This window comes from Dysgonomonas mossii (assembly GCF_004569505.1).
Lineage (GTDB): Bacteria > Bacteroidota > Bacteroidia > Bacteroidales > Dysgonomonadaceae > Dysgonomonas.
The window spans coordinates 959,568-979,349 of sequence record NZ_SPPK01000001.1; the positions used below are offsets into that span (position 1 = coordinate 959,568).

Below are 19,782 nucleotides of genomic sequence, written 5' to 3' on the forward strand. Positions count from 1 at the left end.
GATGAATAATCAAATTTTAATATCTAAAGAATATTATTAGAAAAATATTAGAGTCCTACTCTTTAATTCTAATATTTTTATAATTATCTGTTTGATATGTATTTATGTCGTAGTATCTACCTTTGCAGTATCAAAATTAGAAAACAATATTATAAAATCAAAAATAGTTTAAATCACAATTAAAAAATTAAAGAAATGAAAAGAATTTATTTGTTTATCGTAGGCTTTATATGTTTGGTAACAATACCGAAAGCGAATGCATGTACACGCGTCGTTTATACCGGAGATAATGGAATGGTAGTAACAGGTCGTACAATGGACTGGAAAACTGAAATGCATAGTAATATATGGGTTTTCCCTAGAGGGATGGAAAGAAGTGGGGAAACCGGAAGCAATTCTTTAAAATGGACCTCTAGATATGGTAGTGTAGTAACATCTGCTTTTGAAATAGCCAGTACGGATGGAATGAATGAGAAGGGTTTAGTTGCAAATTTGTTATGGTTGAATGAGTCTGTATATCCGGCATGGGATAAGAGCAAACCGGGACTAACCATAGCTGCTTGGGTACAATATATGCTCGATAACTTTGCTTCGGTTGATGAAGCTGTTTCTTTTGTAGGTAAAAATTCTTTTCAAGTAGTTTCTGATAAGATGCCTGATGGTTCGAGACTGGCAACATTACACCTTGCTATTTCTGATGCTACAGGCGATAGCGCTATTTTCGAATATATAGATGGAAAGCTCAATATCTACCATAGCAAGGACTATAATGTAATGACCAATTCTCCAACTTATGATAAACAGTTGGCCTTGAATGACTATTGGAAGTCTATTGGCGGATTGACTTTCCTTCCGGGTACTAATCGTGCTGCCGATCGTTTTGCGAGAGCTAGCTTCTATATCGATGCACTTCCCAAAATAGGAGATGAGAAATTAGCGGTAGCAAGCGTTTTCAGTGTTATTCGTAACGCCTCTGTTCCTTATGGAATTTCTACTCCTGATAGTCCTGAGATTTCTACAACACAATGGAGAACAGTATCGGATAGTAAGAATTTGACTTATTTCTTTGAATCGAGTTTGACTCCGAATACATTCTGGGTAAATCTTCAGGACATGAATTTATCAAAAGGTGCTCCTGTCCTTAAATTGTCTTTAGCTAATGGTGAAACTTACAATGGGAATACAATAAATAACTTCAAGGTTTCACAGCCGTTCAAATTTTTGGGTGTGAATGATTAAGGAATAAAGATTGAAAAGTCCATTGAAGAAATGGACTTTTCGATTTGTATTTTACACGTAGTTTATTACACTTATTTTTGGTCTTTATCCAATAAATATACTACCCTCCTTGGCTCTGTTTTATAATAATTTAGGATTCGGTGTTACATCGTTTTATTCTCGAGCCGTCTTTATCACAAAGTGCAATATTCTTATCTTCTTAAGTAAATCAGATTCGCACTTGTTCTGAAAGTATTTACGCTACCATATTCCGATATTATTTTTCGGTATATAACTGTATAGATTTTTTCTCTTCGGAAAAAGTCATGAGTGTCTTATTCTATTTTATAATGACCATCGGACATTAAGAAGTGTAAAATATTTATTGATAGATCGTGCGTTGCTACTGTCTTATCCGTTTGCTCTTATTGAGGAGTATTTATGATAAATCAATTAATTTCTATAAATAATCTAATTATTCTTTGGAGAATCAGATAACATACAAATTATTAGAAGCTTTACATAAAGGGAACCATAAAGCATTTGAAACTATATTTCTGAAGTATTTTCCGAAAGTAAAGTATTACATAAATGGCTTTGTAAAGTCTGTTGCTGTTGCAGAAGAACTAACTCAGAATGTATTTGTCAAAGTTTGGGAGAATCATGATTCGTTTACGATAACTTCTAAAGGGATTAAAGGCTTTGATTCATATATATACACGATTGCCTATCGCCAAACGATCGATTACATCCGAGGCAAACAGATTCGCGAATCATTTTATAATGAACGAATAGTATTACCCTTAGACTTAGTAAATGCTGAGGATGAGTATATAGCAAAGGAAACCATGCTGCTGGTAGAAATGGAAATAGAAAATATGCCTGAAAAGCAGCGAACTATATATAAGATGAGCAGAAATCAAGGGATACCGAACGATAAGATAGCCGAACAGCTAGAGATAAGTAAAAGAACAGTCGAAAATCAATTGAGCTTAGCAATGAGAAAAATTAGAAATGTACTATCATTTTTCTTTTAAAAAAAGATATACAATGATCATATTATTAAAACATTATGTAATTAAAGAAAGAAAATTATTTTTTTGACCGTGCGTAGATATAGGCTAGATCGTTTTTAATACAGAACGTGAAAGTAAAGCTCAACAAAAAATAGAAAATGGATAATATACCAACTAAGCAATATTATAAGCTTATAAGCCGGTTCTTTGAGAATAGATACTCCGAGAAGTTGGAAAATAAGATACATGCATGGCTGGTTAATCCTGAAAATTCTGAAGAAAAGCAAAAAGCTATGCATAGGCTCTGGGATTCATTAGATAATCAGGAAGATTTATCTTCTAAACAAGAATATGAAAAGATTACAAAAAAACTAGGCTTTAACAAAAAGAAAAGAATGAGCCAACACCCTTATTATTGGCTTCGTGTAGCAGTAGTGGTTTTACCTTTACTACTATTGATAGGAATATATAATTTGACGAAGGATGTTCAGAAAGATAAAGATAAACAGGTGGTTGTAGTTGATGTTCCTTATGGCAAACATGAAGAGGTGAGGCTCGCTTGCGGTTCGCAGATATGGATTAAGCCGGGGAGTAAAATTAAATATAATGAAAATTCGAATGACAGCGCAAGAATTATTAATCTGGAAGGGCAAGCTTATTTATCAGTAACAAGGCAGAAGGACATGCCATTTATAGTACGCACAAAATATCTAGATGTAAAGGTCCTTGGAACCCAATTTAATGTATCGGCATATCCTGATGACCAATCAACTGTTGTAACACTAAATAAGGGTTCGATTGCTATACGAACTATTGATAATAGGGAATTTAAACTAAAACCGAATCAGCAGTTTGTATTAAATAACACAACCAAAGAAGGGATCATACGTGATCTGGATACAAATGTAGTTAAAGATATTGCGGATTGGACGAATGGAAAGATTGTATTTAATAATGAAACACTAAAAGCAATTGCCTTAACGCTTAAACGAGAGTTTGATATTGATGTAGAAATTGATAAAGATGTCGATCTCAATAGAAGTTATACACTAACGATAGACCAATCGGATAATATAACTGAGATAATAGAGATATTCAGATGTCTGGATAATAGCTTATCCTATAAAATAGAAAAAAATACGGTATATATAAGTAATAATAAGACAGAATAACCAACTTAAAAATGCAACTATATAACAAAATGTATCCACTTATGTATGGATATAGGCTTTACATGCTCAAAACGATGCTTCTTTTACTTTGTCTCTATGCATTACCCGCACTATCGGCACAGGAGAGTAGCGTGACAGTTGTAGGACAAAATATTTCGGTGAGTGAAATTCTCTCTCAGATAGAATCTCAAACAAAATATTCTTTTGCCTTTGTAAACTCCAACTTTAACACAAACCGTAAGATAACAATTAGGTTGCATGACGCTGATCTGAAAACTGTTTTAGATAAATTGTTAGCAGATACGGACTATACTTATACTATACGGAAAAATCTTATTTTTTTATCTACGACTAAAACCTCGAAAAAAAAGGAAAACCTTGTTTACGCAAAAGATACTAAAGAAAGTCCGGCTGTATCTGTTAAGGTCGACAAAGAGTTGAATGAGGAAATAAAAATAATGCCTGTTGATCTTTCATTACCATCAGAGGGCAACTATGTCACTTTGGAATCGATATCCTCAGCAAAAGATTCTTTGGATTTGAACAAAATGGTTGATATTCTGAATAATCTGACAGATTGGAGACCAATTCAAGCGAAGACTCCTCTATGGGCAGTAAAAAGTAACTTGTTGTTGGATATGACTAGCTCGATTGCTTTTGGAACAGAAATCAAAGTCGGAGAAAGATACAGCATCGACATGTCTTTTAGTTACAATCCATGGGAGTTTAATGTAAACAAGAATATGAAACATATACTTGTACAGCCTGAAATTCGGTATTGGTTATGTGAACCTTTCAGTGGTCATTTCTTCGGATTGCATGGCGTCTATGCTCATTATAATTTGACTGGGCTTCCATTCTCGGATTATATGAAAAGCAGTCGTTTGCAGGGAGACTTATATGGTGTTGGATTTAGTTACGGATATCAATGGAGTATGTCTAAACGTTGGTCGCTCGAAGGAAATTTTGGAATGGGCTATGTGCATGCTGATTATGATCGATATGCCTGCAAGAGTTGTAAAAAGTTTTTAGGCAGTGAGAGCAAAAACTTCTTTACTCCCACTAAGGCTTCATTATCTGTGATTTATTTTATTAAGTAACAGTTTGCAACACTCAAGGGAGAATAAAAATTGGCAGACATACTTCTAAATATGTTTGACTAATAAAATATAACAAATATATGTCTAAAGCCTTTAATGAATGGCTTAAGTAAAATCATATGAAACGAATATTAATATTTATACTATTTACAATCATTGTATTAAATGTTTCTGCAAAGGGATATACAGGACGAATCATTTTTATAAGTAACGAGGTAAAAGAAGAGAATGACAGTCTTCATATATACTTTAAAGTAAATATCCGTGCAGGTGCTGTCAGTGATTGTACTGCCATGTATTTAACACCTCAGTTACTTTCGAATGAATCAATTATGGAGTTCCCCTATATGCTAATTTCCGGAAATAAGAAATACAATCTAATCGAAAGATGGAGGTCTTTAAATAAAGATAAATTTGAAAACATTGTTCCCTATACAACCATTATCCCCAATCAGTTTACAGATACATTACTTACTTATGATTTTAAAATTCCGTATGAGATGTGGATGGATAGTGCACATTTTGTAATCAATCAAGAGGTAACAGGGTGTAGAAATGAAAGTCACTTGTTTACTTTTCTGATGAACAATAAGGTAAAATTAAAATCTCAGCCCCCTTATCAGGTAAATCCGTTCGTTTCTTATATAGAGCCAAAATATGAATCTAAAATACTTACAATACACGGAGATGCATATCTTGATTTTCAGGTGGGGAAATCTGTTATTCTTCCTCAATATAGGCATAATCAGGAGGAGTTAGAGAAAATAGATACTTTGGTAAAAGGTATTATCAATGATCCTGATTTAAAAATAAAAAGCCTATTTATTGAAGGTTATGCTTCTCCTGAAGGTTTATATGCCACGAATGATCGTTTGTCTTATGCACGGGCAATATCCTTGAAAAACTATATGAAAGATAAATTTGGTTTTTCGGAAAGCTGCTTTCGGATAAGTAATATTACTGAAGATTGGGATAGGCTTAAACAGCTGGTACTTCAATCGAATATTACATACAAGAATGAAATAATAAATATTATAGATAATGCAGATACTTCTGATGGATACGAGTTTGAACTGAGAAAACTAGCAAATGGAGTACCTTATAAACAAATGTCAGACGAATTATTTCCTCAATTGAGGCGTGTTGAATATAATATAAATGTGACGGTTAAAAATTATACACTCGATCAGTCCAAAAGTTTATTTCGAAAAAAAGACTCACAACTCAATCAATTGGAACTTTATGAAATAGCTCAAAGCTATGGTGAAGGGAGTAAAGAATTTGTAGAGATATTAGTCGATACTATTCCAAAATATTATCCCGGCGATCAAACGGCAAATAATAATGCAGGTGCAGCTCTTATCTTAGTAAATGAATTGTCTCTAGCTAAAAGAAATCTGTTAAATGCAGGCTCTAATCCATCCACATTAAATAACCTTGGTGTCATTTTTTTGAAAGAAGGAGATCTGGATCAGGCTGAAGACTTGTTTCGAAGGGCTTTAACAGGAGGGGTTTCAGAAGCAAATCATAATCTACAGGAGTTACAGATCAAACGAGAAGATAATCTCAAATTGGAACGATATAATAAGTAAAGATGAGATATGTGGTTAGTGTATTGATAATCATTAGAAAAAGATTAGATTTTTAGATGCTGATTCTAACTTTTTTATAATGAGATATATAAGACCATCCTCATCTGATATGCCTAGTTTTGTACTATAAATTAAAGTGATTGATAATCTCGAATCAGGAAACCTGAAAAAGATTTATTCGATAAATAATTTATAAAGAGAGAATCCATAAATAAATAATTAATTCAAAAACAATTTTAAAAATGAAAGTATTTTTCAACTATTTAATTGCAACTTCAGCTCTGATAGCCGGTTTCACAAGTTGCTCCAATGATGATGACCTAACAGGTAAGGGTGGAAATCCTACTCCTAATGGTAAAGCTACAACTTTTACTCTTTCGATAGCTCAGCCAAAAACTTATGCAACAGATGTGAATGCTACTGCCGATGAAAATATGATGACTTCAGTTGATGTATTCATCTTTAATGATAGCGATGTCCTTGAGAAACGTGAACGTTTGAGTAGTTCAGACTTTACCTCGTCTACAGATAATGAGTACACAGCTAACAGGACAATTGCAACAACAGTAGGAGCAAAAAAAATCTATGTGGGTGTTAACTTATCAGACGAATTAGCAAGAGATGTTGCAAGCAGGGGGCTGACTGCAATATATCAAGTTTCAAGTGCAAATGATTTAATGAATACTGCAAACGGTTTTGCTATGTTCAGTAAAGTTGCATCAAATCCTACTTTTGTAGAAGAGACTGATACTAATGCTGCTACAGCAAACAAAGTATCTGCAACTGTATCTCGTTTATTAGCAAAGGTAGCCGTAGAAAAAGGCGCAGGATTGCAATATAATGTATTGGGAGGAACAGTATCTGACTTACAATTTTCACTAAGTAACATTACGAAATTATATTATGTACTTCCTAGTGCTTCAACGTTTAGTCCGACCAATACACTAGCTGATTTTTATAAAGAAAATGCTTATAAAGCTGTAAATGCAAATGGTACAACCATTACTACAGCAAATGTATCGTATGCTTTGGAAAATATATCTGCGCAGAGTCTCGAAGGTTATTCTACCTACACATCTATCCGTGCAAAATTTTTACCAACTAAAGTTGTAAAACTAAGTGTTGCCGGAAATGGTTCTAGCGGATTAGTTAGTGAAACGGCTCCTGTTAATCCCCAAACATTCTATGTTGTATCAAATGCCGGTGTTAAATATTATTTTATAGATCAAATAGATGCTGCTGCTTATGATGCTACAATAAATGGGACTACTCCAACTATGAGTACCTATCAAGACGGATATTGTTTTTACAAGGCCTATTTGAATCCGGCACATAATTATAATATTTTCCGTAACAACCTTTACAAAGTAAATATTACTGCAATAAATGGTTTAGGACAAAGTGGAGATAATATCGATAATCCGGGTCATGAAATATCTAAACCAACTAACATTACAGTTGATATAGTGGTTGAGCCTTGGGCAGAAAATACTCAGAATAGTGAAATTTTATAATTCTAACATTAAAAGAAAATAGTTAATACCGGTATCGCAAAGCAATGATACTTTGCGATACGGATTAACTCAATAAAAAGATTCTCTTATTGACAAATATTTATAATGAAACACTTGAAATATATACCGCTATTATTTCTGATTCTGTTAGTTTCAATGCAATATTCTTGTATTGACCAGAAGCTGGAAGATTGCCTTCCCGAAAATAAAGATATACGTGTATATTTTGAATACACACCTCGAATCTACTCAGGTACTATTCTGGATACAAAAGAAGTAAACGATGTAAAGCTTTATATATTTGATAAAGATGGCAACTTTATGCAAGAAAAGCATGATGCTCAACCATCATTCGGAACAAATTATTACATGACTATTTCTCTTCAGCCAGGCACATACACTTTTGTTTCATGGATAAATTTAGAAGATCCATATAAACAAAACAGCTACTCGAATTTAGATGAAAGACGAGTATATATTGAAAAAGATAAAGATGATACTGTCCGAACAAATCCTCCGGCATTATTTTATGCCTACAGAACATCGGTAGATGTAAAAGAAGAGCAAGATCAAAGTGTGAGATTGTCTCTTACAAGAAATACAAATACAATAAATATTAAGACGAAAAATTTCGTACCAAGCAGCAACGATTACAAGCTGATTATAACAGCACGTAACGGTATTTATAAATTTGACAACTCATTCGCTTCCGATACGGAAGTGGTTCATTATACAAGTTCTCTGCTAATTGGCGGAGATCAACAATTGTCAGGTTCTCAGAATATACTCAGATTGAGTAAAGACCGTAAAGATCCTATCCTGAAAATTCTAAGTCCTATAAACAGCCAGATTGTCTATCAGGCCAATCTGATGACTCTTATCGAAAAAGTGAATGAAGGCGGAGAGGTGATAGATATCGAAAATACACATACATATGACATTCTATTGACATTTGCTCGCCCTTATGTTCCCGGGCAATCCAATATGGATATAACGGTAACCATTAATGGATGGGTCGTAAATATGGATAATACAGAATTACAATAACTCATAATAATATAGAAAACAGATAATCGATGAAGCAAATATTTTTTTATATACTACCATTACTTTTGGTACTAATCGGCTGTCGTGACGATTATGAAGAAGGAGATCACTTTCCCGTATCGAAAGAAGGTAAAGTACAAGTCCCATTTAGCATAAGTATGCCGGCTCAATTGCCAAAAACATATGCATTGGATGAAAACGATGAAAATGAAGTTAGATCTATTGATATATTGGCTTTTAAAGTGAGTGGAAATGACGAAACCTTCGCTTATCGCGCACAAGCCGAGCAAGGATCGATAGTCGATGATGGAGTTAATAATAAGAAAAAGTTTGTTGTTACTCTCTTTAAAGATGGTACCCAGACATACCGATTTGTTGCTTTGGCTAATGCGAAAGATCAGTTGGATAATGCTTTTGCCGGAGGTATTACTGTGGGGGCGTCTAAAGATGCCATAATGCAACAATTGCAACTTACAGGTATAAATAAATGGAATGTAAATAATGGAACTGCCGGATATTTACCGATTCCGATGTGGGGAGAAACGCCTAATAATATAATAATTCAAGATAATACTACAATTACAGACTTGAAGTTATTACGTATGGTTGCCAAAATTAATGTCAAAATAGATCCATCAATAAGCGAGAATAGTTTTGCTCTATCAAGCGTGTCTTTATATAACTATTATAGCTCGGGAAGGATTGTTCCTGATGCGGAAAATCTTGTGCCAGGTAGCAGCTCATCCGTAGAAAAGCCCACAGTAACAGGTACAACAACTAAAGGGCCTATCGACTATGAAGGCTCTGGTATAGTTACAAACAATAGTATTATTAATAACATATATACTTTCGAATCTTTAGTGCCGAAGACTGCTTCTGAAGTGAATCTGAGTAAAGTAACAACTTTGGTGCTGGGAGGCAAATATAATGGTTCTACCGAGGTTAGTTATTATCGTGTTGATATCGCTAACGGGAAGACCTATTTGGATATATTACGAAATCATCTATATACAATAAATATAACCAAAGTGAAATCGGCAGGGTATCGTACCAAAGAAGATGCATTCAACTCCCGTCCTATCAATATTGAGGCGGAGGTTGTTGTCTGGGATGAAGCTGCGATTGGCAATATTGAATTCGATGGGCAGTTTATGCTTGCAGTTTCTCAAGGGCAGTTTGACTTTACAAAAAGTGCTTATACTACATTTAGTGATGATAATACAGTAAGCATTAAGACTGACTACAAAAGTAATGATGGTAGTGTACAGGGGTGGAAAGTAACTTCTATCATCGATGACAGCGGTAATCCTATAAACGATTGGTTAAAAACTTCAGTTAATAAAGGTGATGCTAATGTTACTACCGATATGCAACTAATTCTGACTGAAAATAATTCGGGGGCAAATCGACTAGGATATATTACTATCAGTGCCGGAAGGCTCACTTATAAGATTGAAGTGAGACAAAGTATGGTTCCTCCACTCGAACTGAGATTGAAAAAATTGAACGGTGTAGAAATCAATGAGCTTATATTTGAGAGTCAATCGGCAGGTATAATTCCTGCTAGTCAACAATTTGTAGCTTCGTGGATGCCTATTGATAGGGAATGTAGCTTGACTTATTTAGGATTGGGCGGAAAGCCTTTTAGCTTTGGTTCAGGTTCTGATACTCCCGGATTGAATGGTATACTTAATACTTCTTCTGGAGGTACAGGAAAACAAACTTTTACGATTGTTCCTACAGCTCTGACTCAGGCCGAAATAGATGCAAATCCTCTTATAGAGAAGGCATCTAAAATTGACTTTACTCTATCTAATGGAGCCGGTTTCACTACCAAAACGATCTATTTGCGCCAAATACGCTATGGGGTACAGTCTGTACTAAATCAATATTATATCTTAGATAATTCACAACAAAGTATGAGGATAAAGTCGAATAGCTTGTGGAAAATCAAAAGCGTGAGTGATCCTCAATCATTATTGATTTCATTCGATATGAACCAAAATGGAGGCTACAACGTAGCAGGCGGCGATCTTTTACTTTTTACTTTAAGAAAACCGTCTACAGAAGCTGATCTTTCGTCGTATATCATATTTACACTTTTTGATCCTGCAGGTAAATATGAGGATGTGCAAGTGCAGATTAATCCTGTGGCTTGCGGTATAAACGGAGTAGCAGTTCCTTTGAAAATCGGTAATCGATCTTATTTGACTCATATGTATGGAACGAAATGCTGGATGGTAGAAAACTCTAAAGAAGGTACAGCAAGTGCTGTGTATTTTGGTGGAGCTATTAGTGGGACGAATTGGAGAAATGGATCTACTTATCCGCCATCAGCAAGTAATGGACAGTACTATTATTCGGATAATAATAGATATTCAGCATGTCCTGCCGGGTGGCATTTACCTGCAACTGGAGAAGCTTCAAGTCTAATAAATCTGGTAACTCAGGATATAGCAAATACCCAAGGAAAGAAAGGTGCTCAATGGTGGGCAGGACCGGCTATAACAGGACTAAACTCTTCGAATGTAAATGCTACATTAACAGGAGGTGCTTTCTATTGGGTTTCGGATTCTTATTATACATGGTCAAGCTGGTCTCAGCTAGGTTATTGGTGGATAAATGGTGGAACAAATTTAGTTGGAAGTTCGACCAAATTAACTTCTGAGACAGGACGGAGTACTACGGCTATCTTGCCTGTACGTTGTGTACAAGATTAAAATAAAAATCAACAAGAACCGGCAATGGAAAGTAAATTTCCATTGCTCGTTCTGAATAAAAAAAGAAACTTGATGATTAGGAATAGTTTAACCGCTTTAATCGTATCTTTTATACTTACTCTTGCGATTGTCTCGTGTGGGAAAAAGAATCAGCATTATATAGAGAAAATAATAGAAAAAATGGAGAACGGAGGGACATCCGAAGAAATTGTAGAAGTAGAACTTTATACGGTTGATTCACTCAATTTTGTCTCACTCGATTCGCTTGGTCTCACAAAACAGTATATAAATGCCTGGATAAAACTGTACGTGGATAAGAGTGGAACAGAAAAGTTAGTTAGAGATTCAAAGAGACTAATAGGTCGCTTGGAAAAACAATCTCCGGAAAATATAGAAATTTTTATTAAAGTTATTGCTCATAATAATGCTTTGAGAGAATATCCAGATGCTACAGCGGCTATTGTTGCTTATGCTTATGGAATAGATGTGCCGGCCGATGGATATAGTGAAATTGCAACACGTCTTCTTGTGTCCACTAGACTTCCCGGAAATAAAGCTCCTCAGATTGAAGGATTACAATCTATGACGGGGGTAAATTCGACTTTAATTTTATTTTACGATGGTAGTTGTGGTATTTGTCAACATTTATTGGATGAGCTGGCAGATAACTACAGTAAATTGACAGAAAGAGGAATCAGAGTTGTGACAATATCTGCAGATGGGAGTAATGAGGCTTTTGAACAGAATATTCGAAAATACCCATGGCCAGATAAATTATGCGATTATCAATCGTTTAGCGGTGTAAACTTTAAACGTTTTGGTATAGCAGCTACTCCTGAGATGCTTGTGATAGATAAAGATGGAATGGTAGTAGATCAGTATAGTAATTTGCAAGAAACAAAATTATTGAATTAGATTATTTCTGTTTGATTACATTCCATCTGATAATATATAAATAAAAAATGAAGACAATAATAAAAATAGCTCTAATTATCTTTTCGGGGATATTCTTTGTATCCTGCGAGAAAGATGAGAACACTTCTGTTGTAACTTCTAACAAACATGTAATCCTTCTTTATTTGGGAGGCGATAACAATTTATCTTCTGAAACTTACCAGAAAATAGAGGCTATTAGGCAAGGGTGGAAAGGCAGTGCTGATAAAAAGTTGTTGATATATACGGATTCAGCCGATACGACCCCATCATTAATAGAAATAGCCACAGAGAATGGGCAAAACATAAAGAAAACAATCTATAATTACAACGAGGAGAATTCTGCAAGCAAAGAAACTTTGTCCCGTGTTATAAAAGAAGTGACAAGTCTTTATCCCTCTTCCTCATACGGTCTCATCATTTTCTCGCATGCTTCTGGCTGGTTACCTCAGGCTACATTAACAAGCCCAAGGTCTATCATTATGGATAAGAAGCATGAAATGGAACTGGTTGATTTTGCTCAGGCCATTCCTGATAATACGTTTGAATACATCATCTTTGAAGCTTGTTTCATGGCTGGTATAGAAGTCGCCTACGAATTAAAAGAAAAAACAAATTATATTTTGGCATCCTCAGCAGAGATCATATCTCCTGGCTTTACCGCAATTTATCCCAATAGTATAAATCATTTATCGGGTTCTTTAGATGGACTAAAACTGTTTGCAAAGGATGCTTTCTCTTGGTTTGATAATAAAACGGGGTATTTACATTCGGCGACATTTTCTATTATTAGAACGTCAGAACTTGATAGGCTGGCCGGATGGCTTAAAGGTAATTGCGACTTATCTAAGCAAGTTGATATAAATATAATTCAACACTTCGACAGATATTCTTATAGTCTATTCTTTGACTTTGAAGATTATTACAGTGCACTGCTTGAAACAGATGCACAGAGAAATATGTTAAAGAGTTTGATTTCCAATTGTGTTTTATGGAAGGAATCCACCTTATCCTTTATGAAGGATTATAACGGCTTTGATATAAGAAAACATTCGGGGTTGACGGTATATATAGGCCAAAAGCAATACTCTTATTTAAATACAGAATATAAGAACTTGAAATGGTATAAAGCTTCAGTTAATGTAGAATTAGAATTAGAATGATAATTAACATTCTGGCACAAATATCATATCGAAATACAGGCGAGTCTCAAGCCTGTGTGTAGTTTTGTAAAGTTTGCGGCCATGTGGGTTGGGATAATTCGCATGGCTTTTTTTACATTAAAAACGAATATTATTTAATAACAGATATCAATAAAGCTGAATTTGATTCTTTAAGAATAGATGATTAACTCGATATATTTTATTGATGGAAAAACAAAAAATATTATTTTTACTGTAATTGTTTTCAGATATATGATAGTTAAGGAAAATATATAAAAATAGAGGTATGATAAGAAAATATAGTATAATGAAAATTTTATTATGGGTTATCTATCCAATAGTCATTCTGTTAGTACTAGGGCTTCTATTTGTGACATGTATAAAAAAAGGGTCTGAACAAAATAAGAGAATGGATCAGGATAAACTCGGATTAACACCAAAAACATTCCGTATGGTGGCTATCCCTGACGCATTAACCCAAGCCAATGAAAGAGCTGATTATCTATTGTCTCATTATTGGGATAATTTCGATTTTGCCGACACCACCTATATTCATTTACCCGAGATTACAGAACAGGCATTTGTAGATTATATTAATATATTTCCTCAAGTAGAGAATGAAAAGGTCTACTCTTCGATAACGAAAATGTTAGAACATTCTATAAGGCAAGATAAGACGAACAAAGTATATTCATATTTTCTGAATTTGTATAAAAAGTATCTATACGATGCTAATTCACCGATGCGGGATGATGAATATTATATCCCCGTTGTTGAGTGCATACTTAAAGATACTATCAATGATCTGACAACAAAAGAACGCGCAAAGTTTTCCTTAATGATGATGCAAAAGAACCGTAAAGAAAATGTTGCGACAAATTTCACCTATACTCTTCAATCAGGGAAACAGAGAACACTACATCAGATAAAGTCTGAATATACTTTATTGATGTTTTACAACCCCGATTGTCATGCCTGCTCGGAGACGATTAATTACCTGAAACAATCAAAAATAATCAATACTCTTCTGGCAGAAAGGCGGTTGAATATTTTCGCATTTTATCCGGATGATGACTTGAGTATTTGGAAGAAGCATCTTTCGGATATTCCCGAAACTTGGATAAATAGTCATGACCAGAAACAAGAGGTGAAGAATAAGTTATTATATGATTTGAAGGCAATACCATCTCTTTATCTTTTAGATAAGGAAAAAAGAGTATTACTTAAAGACGCTAATGCTGCAGACATTGAACTCTTTCTAAAAACAAAGGTATCATCATCAATGATATATGATAATGATACCTCCCGATTTTGATTGAAGGTTTTTAATAAGTCCTCATTATTTCTTTAAAATACCATTGCACTTTTCCGAAGTTCTCGAGCGAGATGTATTCATTCTCATTGTGAATTGTACGCTGTTCGTACTGATTTAGTTCTAGTGGTAAAAGACGGTAGATATGATCACTTACAATCTGATATTTGTAGGCATCAGTTCCTCCTATGGTAATGTATGACGTTACTATTGCTTCAGGATATATTTGTGCTATTTTTTCTTTTATCACTTCAAATCCTCTGACGTCTATAGGTGAGATACCCGAAGGTTCGCGTTGAGATATTACTTCTATATTAACATCGTAACCGTCACATATTTTTTTAACATGCTCAATAACGTCGGCAACTGAATCTCTGGGTAGGATACGGAAATTTACAGTTACTACTGATTCTGATGACAATACATTCGGTGCATCACTTCCCTTCGCCATTGTAACAGCAGTTGTTGTTCGCACCAGGGCATTCGAAGCCGGGGTTTTCTCCATGGTTTTTAACAATAGTGGTTTCAGTATCCATTGGTTAGCTATTGCCATGCGAGCGAAGAAATTCATTTCATTGCCTATATTATCAAAAAAAGATGCTATCGGAGAAATTATACGTGCCGGAAATTGATTTTCATTTAGTTTTTCTATTATCTCTGCTGCATATATCAACGAACTTTTAGCCGGAGGCATGGAAGAATGCCCGCCAATGCCTTTAACTGTTAGTTGTAAAGTAAGGAAACCTTTCTCGCCAATACCTACGAGAGCCATAGGCTTTTGAATCATCTCCATAGCTGAACCCGGACTTGCGATAATACCACCTTCATCGTAAACAGCATCGAACCTTAATCCTTTTTGCTTAAAATAGTCTGCAATTTTAAGAGCTCCTTGACGTCCACTTACTTCTTCATCGTGACCGAAAGCGAACCAAATATCTCTTTCCGGTTGAAACCCTTCTGCTATCAGATTATCAGCACCTTCCATGAGAGAAAACAGCATAACCTTCATGTCGAGTGTACCACGCCCATATATGCGTCCGTTTGCTACTGCGCCCGAAAATGGAGGATAATCCCATTTGTCAGAAATAGACTGAATAGGAGGTATGGGGTTGTCATTTATCTGCAAAACGGTATCGCTTGTATCCATCATTGCCAGATCATAGCCAATTACAGGAACCACATCATAATGAGATAGAAATAGTATAGGCTTCAGGCTACTATTTTTTCCTTTCCAATGAAACACCAAGCCATATGTATTTATGGTGTCGGTTTCCATTACTCTATACACTTCAGGATATACCTGAGCTAGATATTCTTTAAACTCATCAAATGGTTTAAAGTTTGTCTGATTATAAGTTTCATTACTGATTGTAGGAATTCGTATTCCACCTGCAAAACGACGAATCGCTTTTTCAGAAGGCTTCGTGTTTACGGCTTCTTTATTACTTGAACCATTTGCCGTATTTCCAAATTTATACGTAATAGTTCTTATGATAAAAACAAGGCTAAGAATAGCGATTATGACCAATAAGAAAATGATAATTTTTTTTGCTTCCATATTTTAATTTTAGGGTGTTGTTTTTATTTGATTATGCAATAATCGATTCTGCTTTGGCCTTCTTAATATTATACCTGTATGCTAAGCAAGCAGTGATAAAATAAACGAAGCATTGTATCCAAAGCGTTATGTATTCAGTTTTGATATCAGCTAATGAGGCTCCCATCGAGTTTACTTTTATATAAGCCAAAACGCCGGAAGGAGCGGGAATAATATAGTGTACAGCTTGCCAATACCAGGGCATTAATTCGAGTGGGTAAGATATTCCTGAAAGGAAAACAAGCCCTACAGAAAAGAAAGCTACCATAAGAATAGGACTTTCAGAATCGGTATAGAAAATAGAACATGTAAATCCAAAGAAACAAGATGCTAAGAAAAATGGGATCAAAAGCGTTATGATTTCCCCAGTATTGCCAATATCGGGTATGCTGAATATTTTCGGTAATAATCCTATCAGGAAGTATGCAAATACGCTATAAAGCATACTGTAAACAAATGTTTTGCTTAATATTATTAAAGCCATATTTCCAAATCTCAAACCGTTTTTTTCATAATAAAGAATAGACTTTTCATGGCGCTCATTTCCTGTTATCATACCTATCATCATCATTAATGTCTGAAATATGATAACAATAAGCACAGCAGGAATAAGGTAACTTCCATATCCTTCTGTATAATTAAACAAATGAGAACCAACGATGTTTACGGTTTGTGATTGTGACATTGTATAAAGTGTTGTTAAGGGAAGAAAAACTATCATGTCGGAGCGGTGGCGTGCATCAAGCTCAAGCATTGCACCAACCGTAGCCTCCTGAATGGATGCAAAATTAAGAAAAGCACTCGTATTCCCCATTGCTAAAAACACTGATTGTTGCCCACGTCCCATTCTTGTCTCAAAATCCTGTGGGATATAAATAATACCTATCGTTTCTTGCTTTTTCATCAATTCCTCCGCACTGTTAATATCTGTAGAAAAGCTATGTATCGTTACCTGTGGAGAGGCTTCGAGCAACCTTGTATATTCACGGCTCAAAGGTGAGTGAGACATATCAACAACGACTACAGGTGCACTACGAATAAGGTTTGGCTGATACATGTAGTTGTATAACAACCCGTAAATAAATATACCTCCAATGAGTACCAACAAGATAGAATAGCTGGTAGCTATCGTTTTAAACTCTCTTATAATATATGTTGATATTATGTTCAATTGTTTTTTCATATTATTCAATGTCTTGATATTTATGACTTAATGTTGCGTTTTTGAAACGAGGTAATGTTAGTAGAGCCAATAAAACATATATAAGCAAGATACCTATATGTTGCCATGAATAAGCGAATCCATAGTTGCCGTATAAAATATTCTGGTTGATCTCGATAAAATGTCTTATTGGAAAAAGAAACGAAGAATAATAAACAGCAGGAGGCATAGCAAAAACCGGGAATGTCACCCCTGAAAGAGTAGCTCCTAAAGAACCAACCATTGATGCTACACTAATGATGATGCTTAAGGCCGGAAAAAGAGAAAATATAAATACACCGAAAGCTTGCGTGGCAATAATAAATAAAGCAGTGACCAGATTGACGAAAAGAAAGCTTGCACTCAAGGGTATATTCGATATATTGAACATCACGAAATTACCTAAAATAGCCATAATAATATACATAATCGTATAAGGTAGCAGTTTGCCTGTAACTGCAATAAAAATATTCATATCAGCTGTTTTGAGCCATTCATCAGCCGTTTTAAACTTAATTTCAGATCCTAAAACATACATTGTAACTAATATGATAATTATTTGTAACAGAACAAAAAAGAATGGATTTGTCAGATATATAGAATAGTCTAAGGACGGATTGAATAAAGGATGAGCCTCAAAACTGACAGGTAAGATAACGCTTTCGATTCTGTCTTGATCTGTTCCCGCAGCTGTTCCTGCACCTACCATAGGAGCTAAAGAGACTTCAGCCAGAACAGTTTCGAGTGCGGCTTCCATTTCTACACCTACACTCAAAAGAGCATAATGAATATAATATGGGATAGTAGCATCCCGTTTACCAAGTAGATCAGATTCAAGATTCTTGGGAATAACAACATATGCATATATCTCCTTCTTTACAGTGGCTTCTCTTGCCTCTTTCGGATCGGAATAGTACTTTATGGTTTTAGCAGTAGGAATAGTACTCAGAGTACGGCTTATTTGTCGCGAAGTTGAAGTCTGATCCATGTCTACAATGCCTATAGGTATGTTTTCCATACCACCCGAGCCAAAGATTGTATTCATAAAGAATATACAAAATAAAGGGAGAATAATACATACTCCAAAGTATAGCCTTCGTGATGTTATTCTTGCCAGTTCTCGTTTGAGGACAAGAAAGAATGCTTTGTTTATTTTTGCTGTTCTCATTCAAAGGCTTATTTACTCATTGTTACAAGTACCGACATTCCCGGACGAAGGTCAGCAACCTTCTCTCTTGGGCGTGCTTTTATTTCAAAAGTCCTCATATCATATGAGCCGCTCTGTTTCGTAGATTTCCATGTAGCATAACTCCCTAATGGGCTTACATAATATATTTCGAATTCGATTCCTTGCTGATTGATAGATGGAACATCTCCTTTGAATTTTCCTCCCATTCTGAAGTACGGCATGAGGTCTTCCCTTATGTTCAATACTACATAGGCATCGTCAAGTACCACGAGTGACATTATAGGTGTTCCGGGGCCCACTAATTCTCCACGCTTAGGGTAAACAACCGCAATTTGTCCTGATTCAGGCGCAATTAATTTTGTCTCTTCTAAAAGGGAGGCAATCTCCTTTACTGTGCTTTTGGCGGCATTGACTATAGACTTTGAGCTTTCTCTGTCTTGTTTTCTCGCTCCGTCCTTTGCCATTTGGTATTCTTGGTAGGCTGCCCTTTCAGCAGCTTGTGCTGCTTTATATAATGCTACTGTTTCATCAAAACGCTGCACTGTGACTACGCTATCTTTGTAAAGCAGTTCGATTCGGTTGTAAGTAGTTTTTGCCAACTCGAGGTCTGACTTTGACTTTTCCCATACCTGACGTACTGTTTCTACAATTTGCTTACGGGGGCCTTCCTCTATTTTTTGATTTTCAAAGATCGCTACATTACCCAATGCACTTACCTGATCATATTTTGCTGAGAATTCGGGACTGTTTATAATTACGAGTGTATCTCCTTTCATTACATTTTGCCCTTCTTCTGCATAAAATTTATCGATACGTCCCGGTATTTTTCCTGATATACGGATCTCTGTCGCCTCTATTTGTCCTTGTAGTATTTCGGGTTTGTTTCCCAAAGAAATAATTCCAACAGTAGTGATAACAACTACTAAAATAAGTACCACTACAAATGCTATTGCTATATATTTTTTATTTTTATCCATAACTGTATAATTAATATTTTTTTAAGTGTTT

The 19,782-nt window shown here is 35.1% G+C and carries 15 protein-coding genes; 11 read left to right on the forward strand and 4 right to left on the reverse strand.

Features of this window, described 5'->3' with window-relative positions; all coding sequences use genetic code 11:
- The first annotated feature begins 294 nt into the window (after window positions 1–294).
- The 11 genes from E4T88_RS04210 (at window position 295) to E4T88_RS04260 (ending at window position 14,790) form a co-directional block, all read left to right on the forward strand.
- Window positions 295–1,239: a linear amide C-N hydrolase gene (locus tag E4T88_RS04210; RefSeq protein ID WP_438503324.1), complete on the forward strand. Its 945-nt coding sequence runs from the start codon at window positions 295–297 to the stop codon at window positions 1,237–1,239.
- Between the two features lie 461 nt (window positions 1,240–1,700).
- Window positions 1,701–2,255, forward strand: a complete 555-nt coding sequence (locus E4T88_RS04215) for an RNA polymerase sigma-70 factor (RefSeq protein WP_135104212.1) — start codon at window positions 1,701–1,703, stop codon at window positions 2,253–2,255.
- 137 nt (window positions 2,256–2,392) lie between these two features.
- Entirely contained in the window at window positions 2,393–3,406 is a 1,014-nt protein-coding gene (locus tag E4T88_RS04220; protein ID WP_228093708.1) for a FecR family protein, read from the forward strand.
- Between the two features lie 11 nt (window positions 3,407–3,417).
- Window positions 3,418–4,506, forward strand: coding sequence for a DUF3575 domain-containing protein (locus E4T88_RS04225; protein ID WP_135104213.1), 1,089 nt, complete (start codon window positions 3,418–3,420; stop codon window positions 4,504–4,506).
- Window positions 4,507–4,625: 119 nt separating this feature from the next.
- Entirely contained in the window at window positions 4,626–6,098 is a 1,473-nt protein-coding gene (locus tag E4T88_RS04230; RefSeq protein ID WP_135104214.1) for a DUF3868 domain-containing protein, read from the forward strand.
- Window positions 6,099–6,340: 242 nt separating this feature from the next.
- Complete coding sequence (locus E4T88_RS04235) at window positions 6,341–7,612, forward strand: Mfa1 family fimbria major subunit (protein ID WP_135104215.1); 1,272 nt, start codon at window positions 6,341–6,343, stop codon at window positions 7,610–7,612.
- A gap of 105 nt (window positions 7,613–7,717) precedes the next feature.
- A complete protein-coding gene (locus E4T88_RS04240) occupies window positions 7,718–8,659 on the forward strand; it encodes a FimB/Mfa2 family fimbrial subunit (RefSeq protein ID WP_135104216.1) in 942 nt (313 codons plus the stop codon).
- 29 nt (window positions 8,660–8,688) lie between these two features.
- Complete coding sequence (locus E4T88_RS04245) at window positions 8,689–11,379, forward strand: FimB/Mfa2 family fimbrial subunit (protein WP_135104217.1); 2,691 nt, start codon at window positions 8,689–8,691, stop codon at window positions 11,377–11,379.
- 24 nt (window positions 11,380–11,403) lie between these two features.
- Window positions 11,404–12,294, forward strand: a complete 891-nt coding sequence (locus E4T88_RS04250; protein WP_228093710.1) for a peroxiredoxin family protein — start codon at window positions 11,404–11,406, stop codon at window positions 12,292–12,294.
- A 47-nt stretch (window positions 12,295–12,341) separates the two neighbouring features.
- Complete coding sequence (locus E4T88_RS04255) at window positions 12,342–13,475, forward strand: clostripain-related cysteine peptidase (RefSeq protein WP_135104219.1); 1,134 nt, start codon at window positions 12,342–12,344, stop codon at window positions 13,473–13,475.
- 307 nt (window positions 13,476–13,782) lie between these two features.
- Window positions 13,783–14,790 carry a DUF5106 domain-containing protein gene (locus E4T88_RS04260; protein ID WP_228093712.1) on the forward strand — a complete coding sequence of 336 codons (1,008 nt, stop codon included), beginning with the start codon at window positions 13,783–13,785 and terminating at the stop codon, window positions 14,788–14,790.
- Window positions 14,791–14,800: 10 nt separating this feature from the next.
- Here E4T88_RS04260 and E4T88_RS04265 read toward each other — a convergent pair whose 3' ends face one another.
- From E4T88_RS04265 to E4T88_RS04280, 4 genes are read right to left on the reverse strand one after another with little or no spacing between them, the layout of a single operon-like run.
- The gene (locus E4T88_RS04265; RefSeq protein ID WP_135104220.1) at window positions 14,801–16,345 is read right to left on the reverse strand and encodes a M20/M25/M40 family metallo-hydrolase; all 1,545 of its coding nucleotides are present in this window, start codon (window positions 16,343–16,345) and stop codon (window positions 14,801–14,803) included.
- 31 nt (window positions 16,346–16,376) lie between these two features.
- Window positions 16,377–17,567, reverse strand: coding sequence for an ABC transporter permease (locus tag E4T88_RS04270; protein ID WP_135104221.1), 1,191 nt, complete (start codon window positions 17,565–17,567; stop codon window positions 16,377–16,379).
- Window position 17,568: 1 nt separating this feature from the next.
- Window positions 17,569–18,753: an ABC transporter permease gene (locus tag E4T88_RS04275; RefSeq protein ID WP_135104222.1), complete on the reverse strand. Its 1,185-nt coding sequence runs from the start codon at window positions 18,751–18,753 to the stop codon at window positions 17,569–17,571.
- An 8-nt stretch (window positions 18,754–18,761) separates the two neighbouring features.
- Window positions 18,762–19,751 (reverse strand): HlyD family secretion protein, encoded by a 990-nt coding sequence (locus E4T88_RS04280; RefSeq protein WP_135104223.1) that lies wholly within the window; start codon window positions 19,749–19,751, stop codon window positions 18,762–18,764.
- Window positions 19,752–19,782 lie beyond the last annotated feature (31 nt).

What these genes read in the sequence shown, in the direction of transcription:
- E4T88_RS04210 (WP_438503324.1), top strand. Translation starts at nt 295, where the DNA reads ATGGTAGTAACAGGTCGTACAATGGACTGGAAAACTGAAATGCATAGT.
- E4T88_RS04220 (WP_228093708.1), top strand. Translation starts at nt 2,393, where the DNA reads ATGGATAATATACCAACTAAGCAATATTATAAGCTTATAAGCCGGTTC.
- E4T88_RS04225 (WP_135104213.1), top strand. Translation starts at nt 3,418, where the DNA reads ATGCAACTATATAACAAAATGTATCCACTTATGTATGGATATAGGCTT.
- E4T88_RS04230 (WP_135104214.1), top strand. Translation starts at nt 4,626, where the DNA reads ATGAAACGAATATTAATATTTATACTATTTACAATCATTGTATTAAAT.
- E4T88_RS04235 (WP_135104215.1), top strand. Translation starts at nt 6,341, where the DNA reads ATGAAAGTATTTTTCAACTATTTAATTGCAACTTCAGCTCTGATAGCC.
- E4T88_RS04240 (WP_135104216.1), top strand. Translation starts at nt 7,718, where the DNA reads ATGAAACACTTGAAATATATACCGCTATTATTTCTGATTCTGTTAGTT.
- E4T88_RS04245 (WP_135104217.1), top strand. Translation starts at nt 8,689, where the DNA reads ATGAAGCAAATATTTTTTTATATACTACCATTACTTTTGGTACTAATC.
- E4T88_RS04250 (WP_228093710.1), top strand. Translation starts at nt 11,404, where the DNA reads ATGGAAAGTAAATTTCCATTGCTCGTTCTGAATAAAAAAAGAAACTTG.
- E4T88_RS04255 (WP_135104219.1), top strand. Translation starts at nt 12,342, where the DNA reads ATGAAGACAATAATAAAAATAGCTCTAATTATCTTTTCGGGGATATTC.
- E4T88_RS04260 (WP_228093712.1), top strand. Translation starts at nt 13,783, where the DNA reads ATGAAAATTTTATTATGGGTTATCTATCCAATAGTCATTCTGTTAGTA.
- E4T88_RS04265 (WP_135104220.1), bottom strand. Translation starts at nt 16,345, where the DNA reads ATGGAAGCAAAAAAAATTATCATTTTCTTATTGGTCATAATCGCTATT.
- E4T88_RS04270 (WP_135104221.1), bottom strand. Translation starts at nt 17,567, where the DNA reads ATGAAAAAACAATTGAACATAATATCAACATATATTATAAGAGAGTTT.
- E4T88_RS04275 (WP_135104222.1), bottom strand. Translation starts at nt 18,753, where the DNA reads ATGAGAACAGCAAAAATAAACAAAGCATTCTTTCTTGTCCTCAAACGA.
- E4T88_RS04280 (WP_135104223.1), bottom strand. Translation starts at nt 19,751, where the DNA reads ATGGATAAAAATAAAAAATATATAGCAATAGCATTTGTAGTGGTACTT.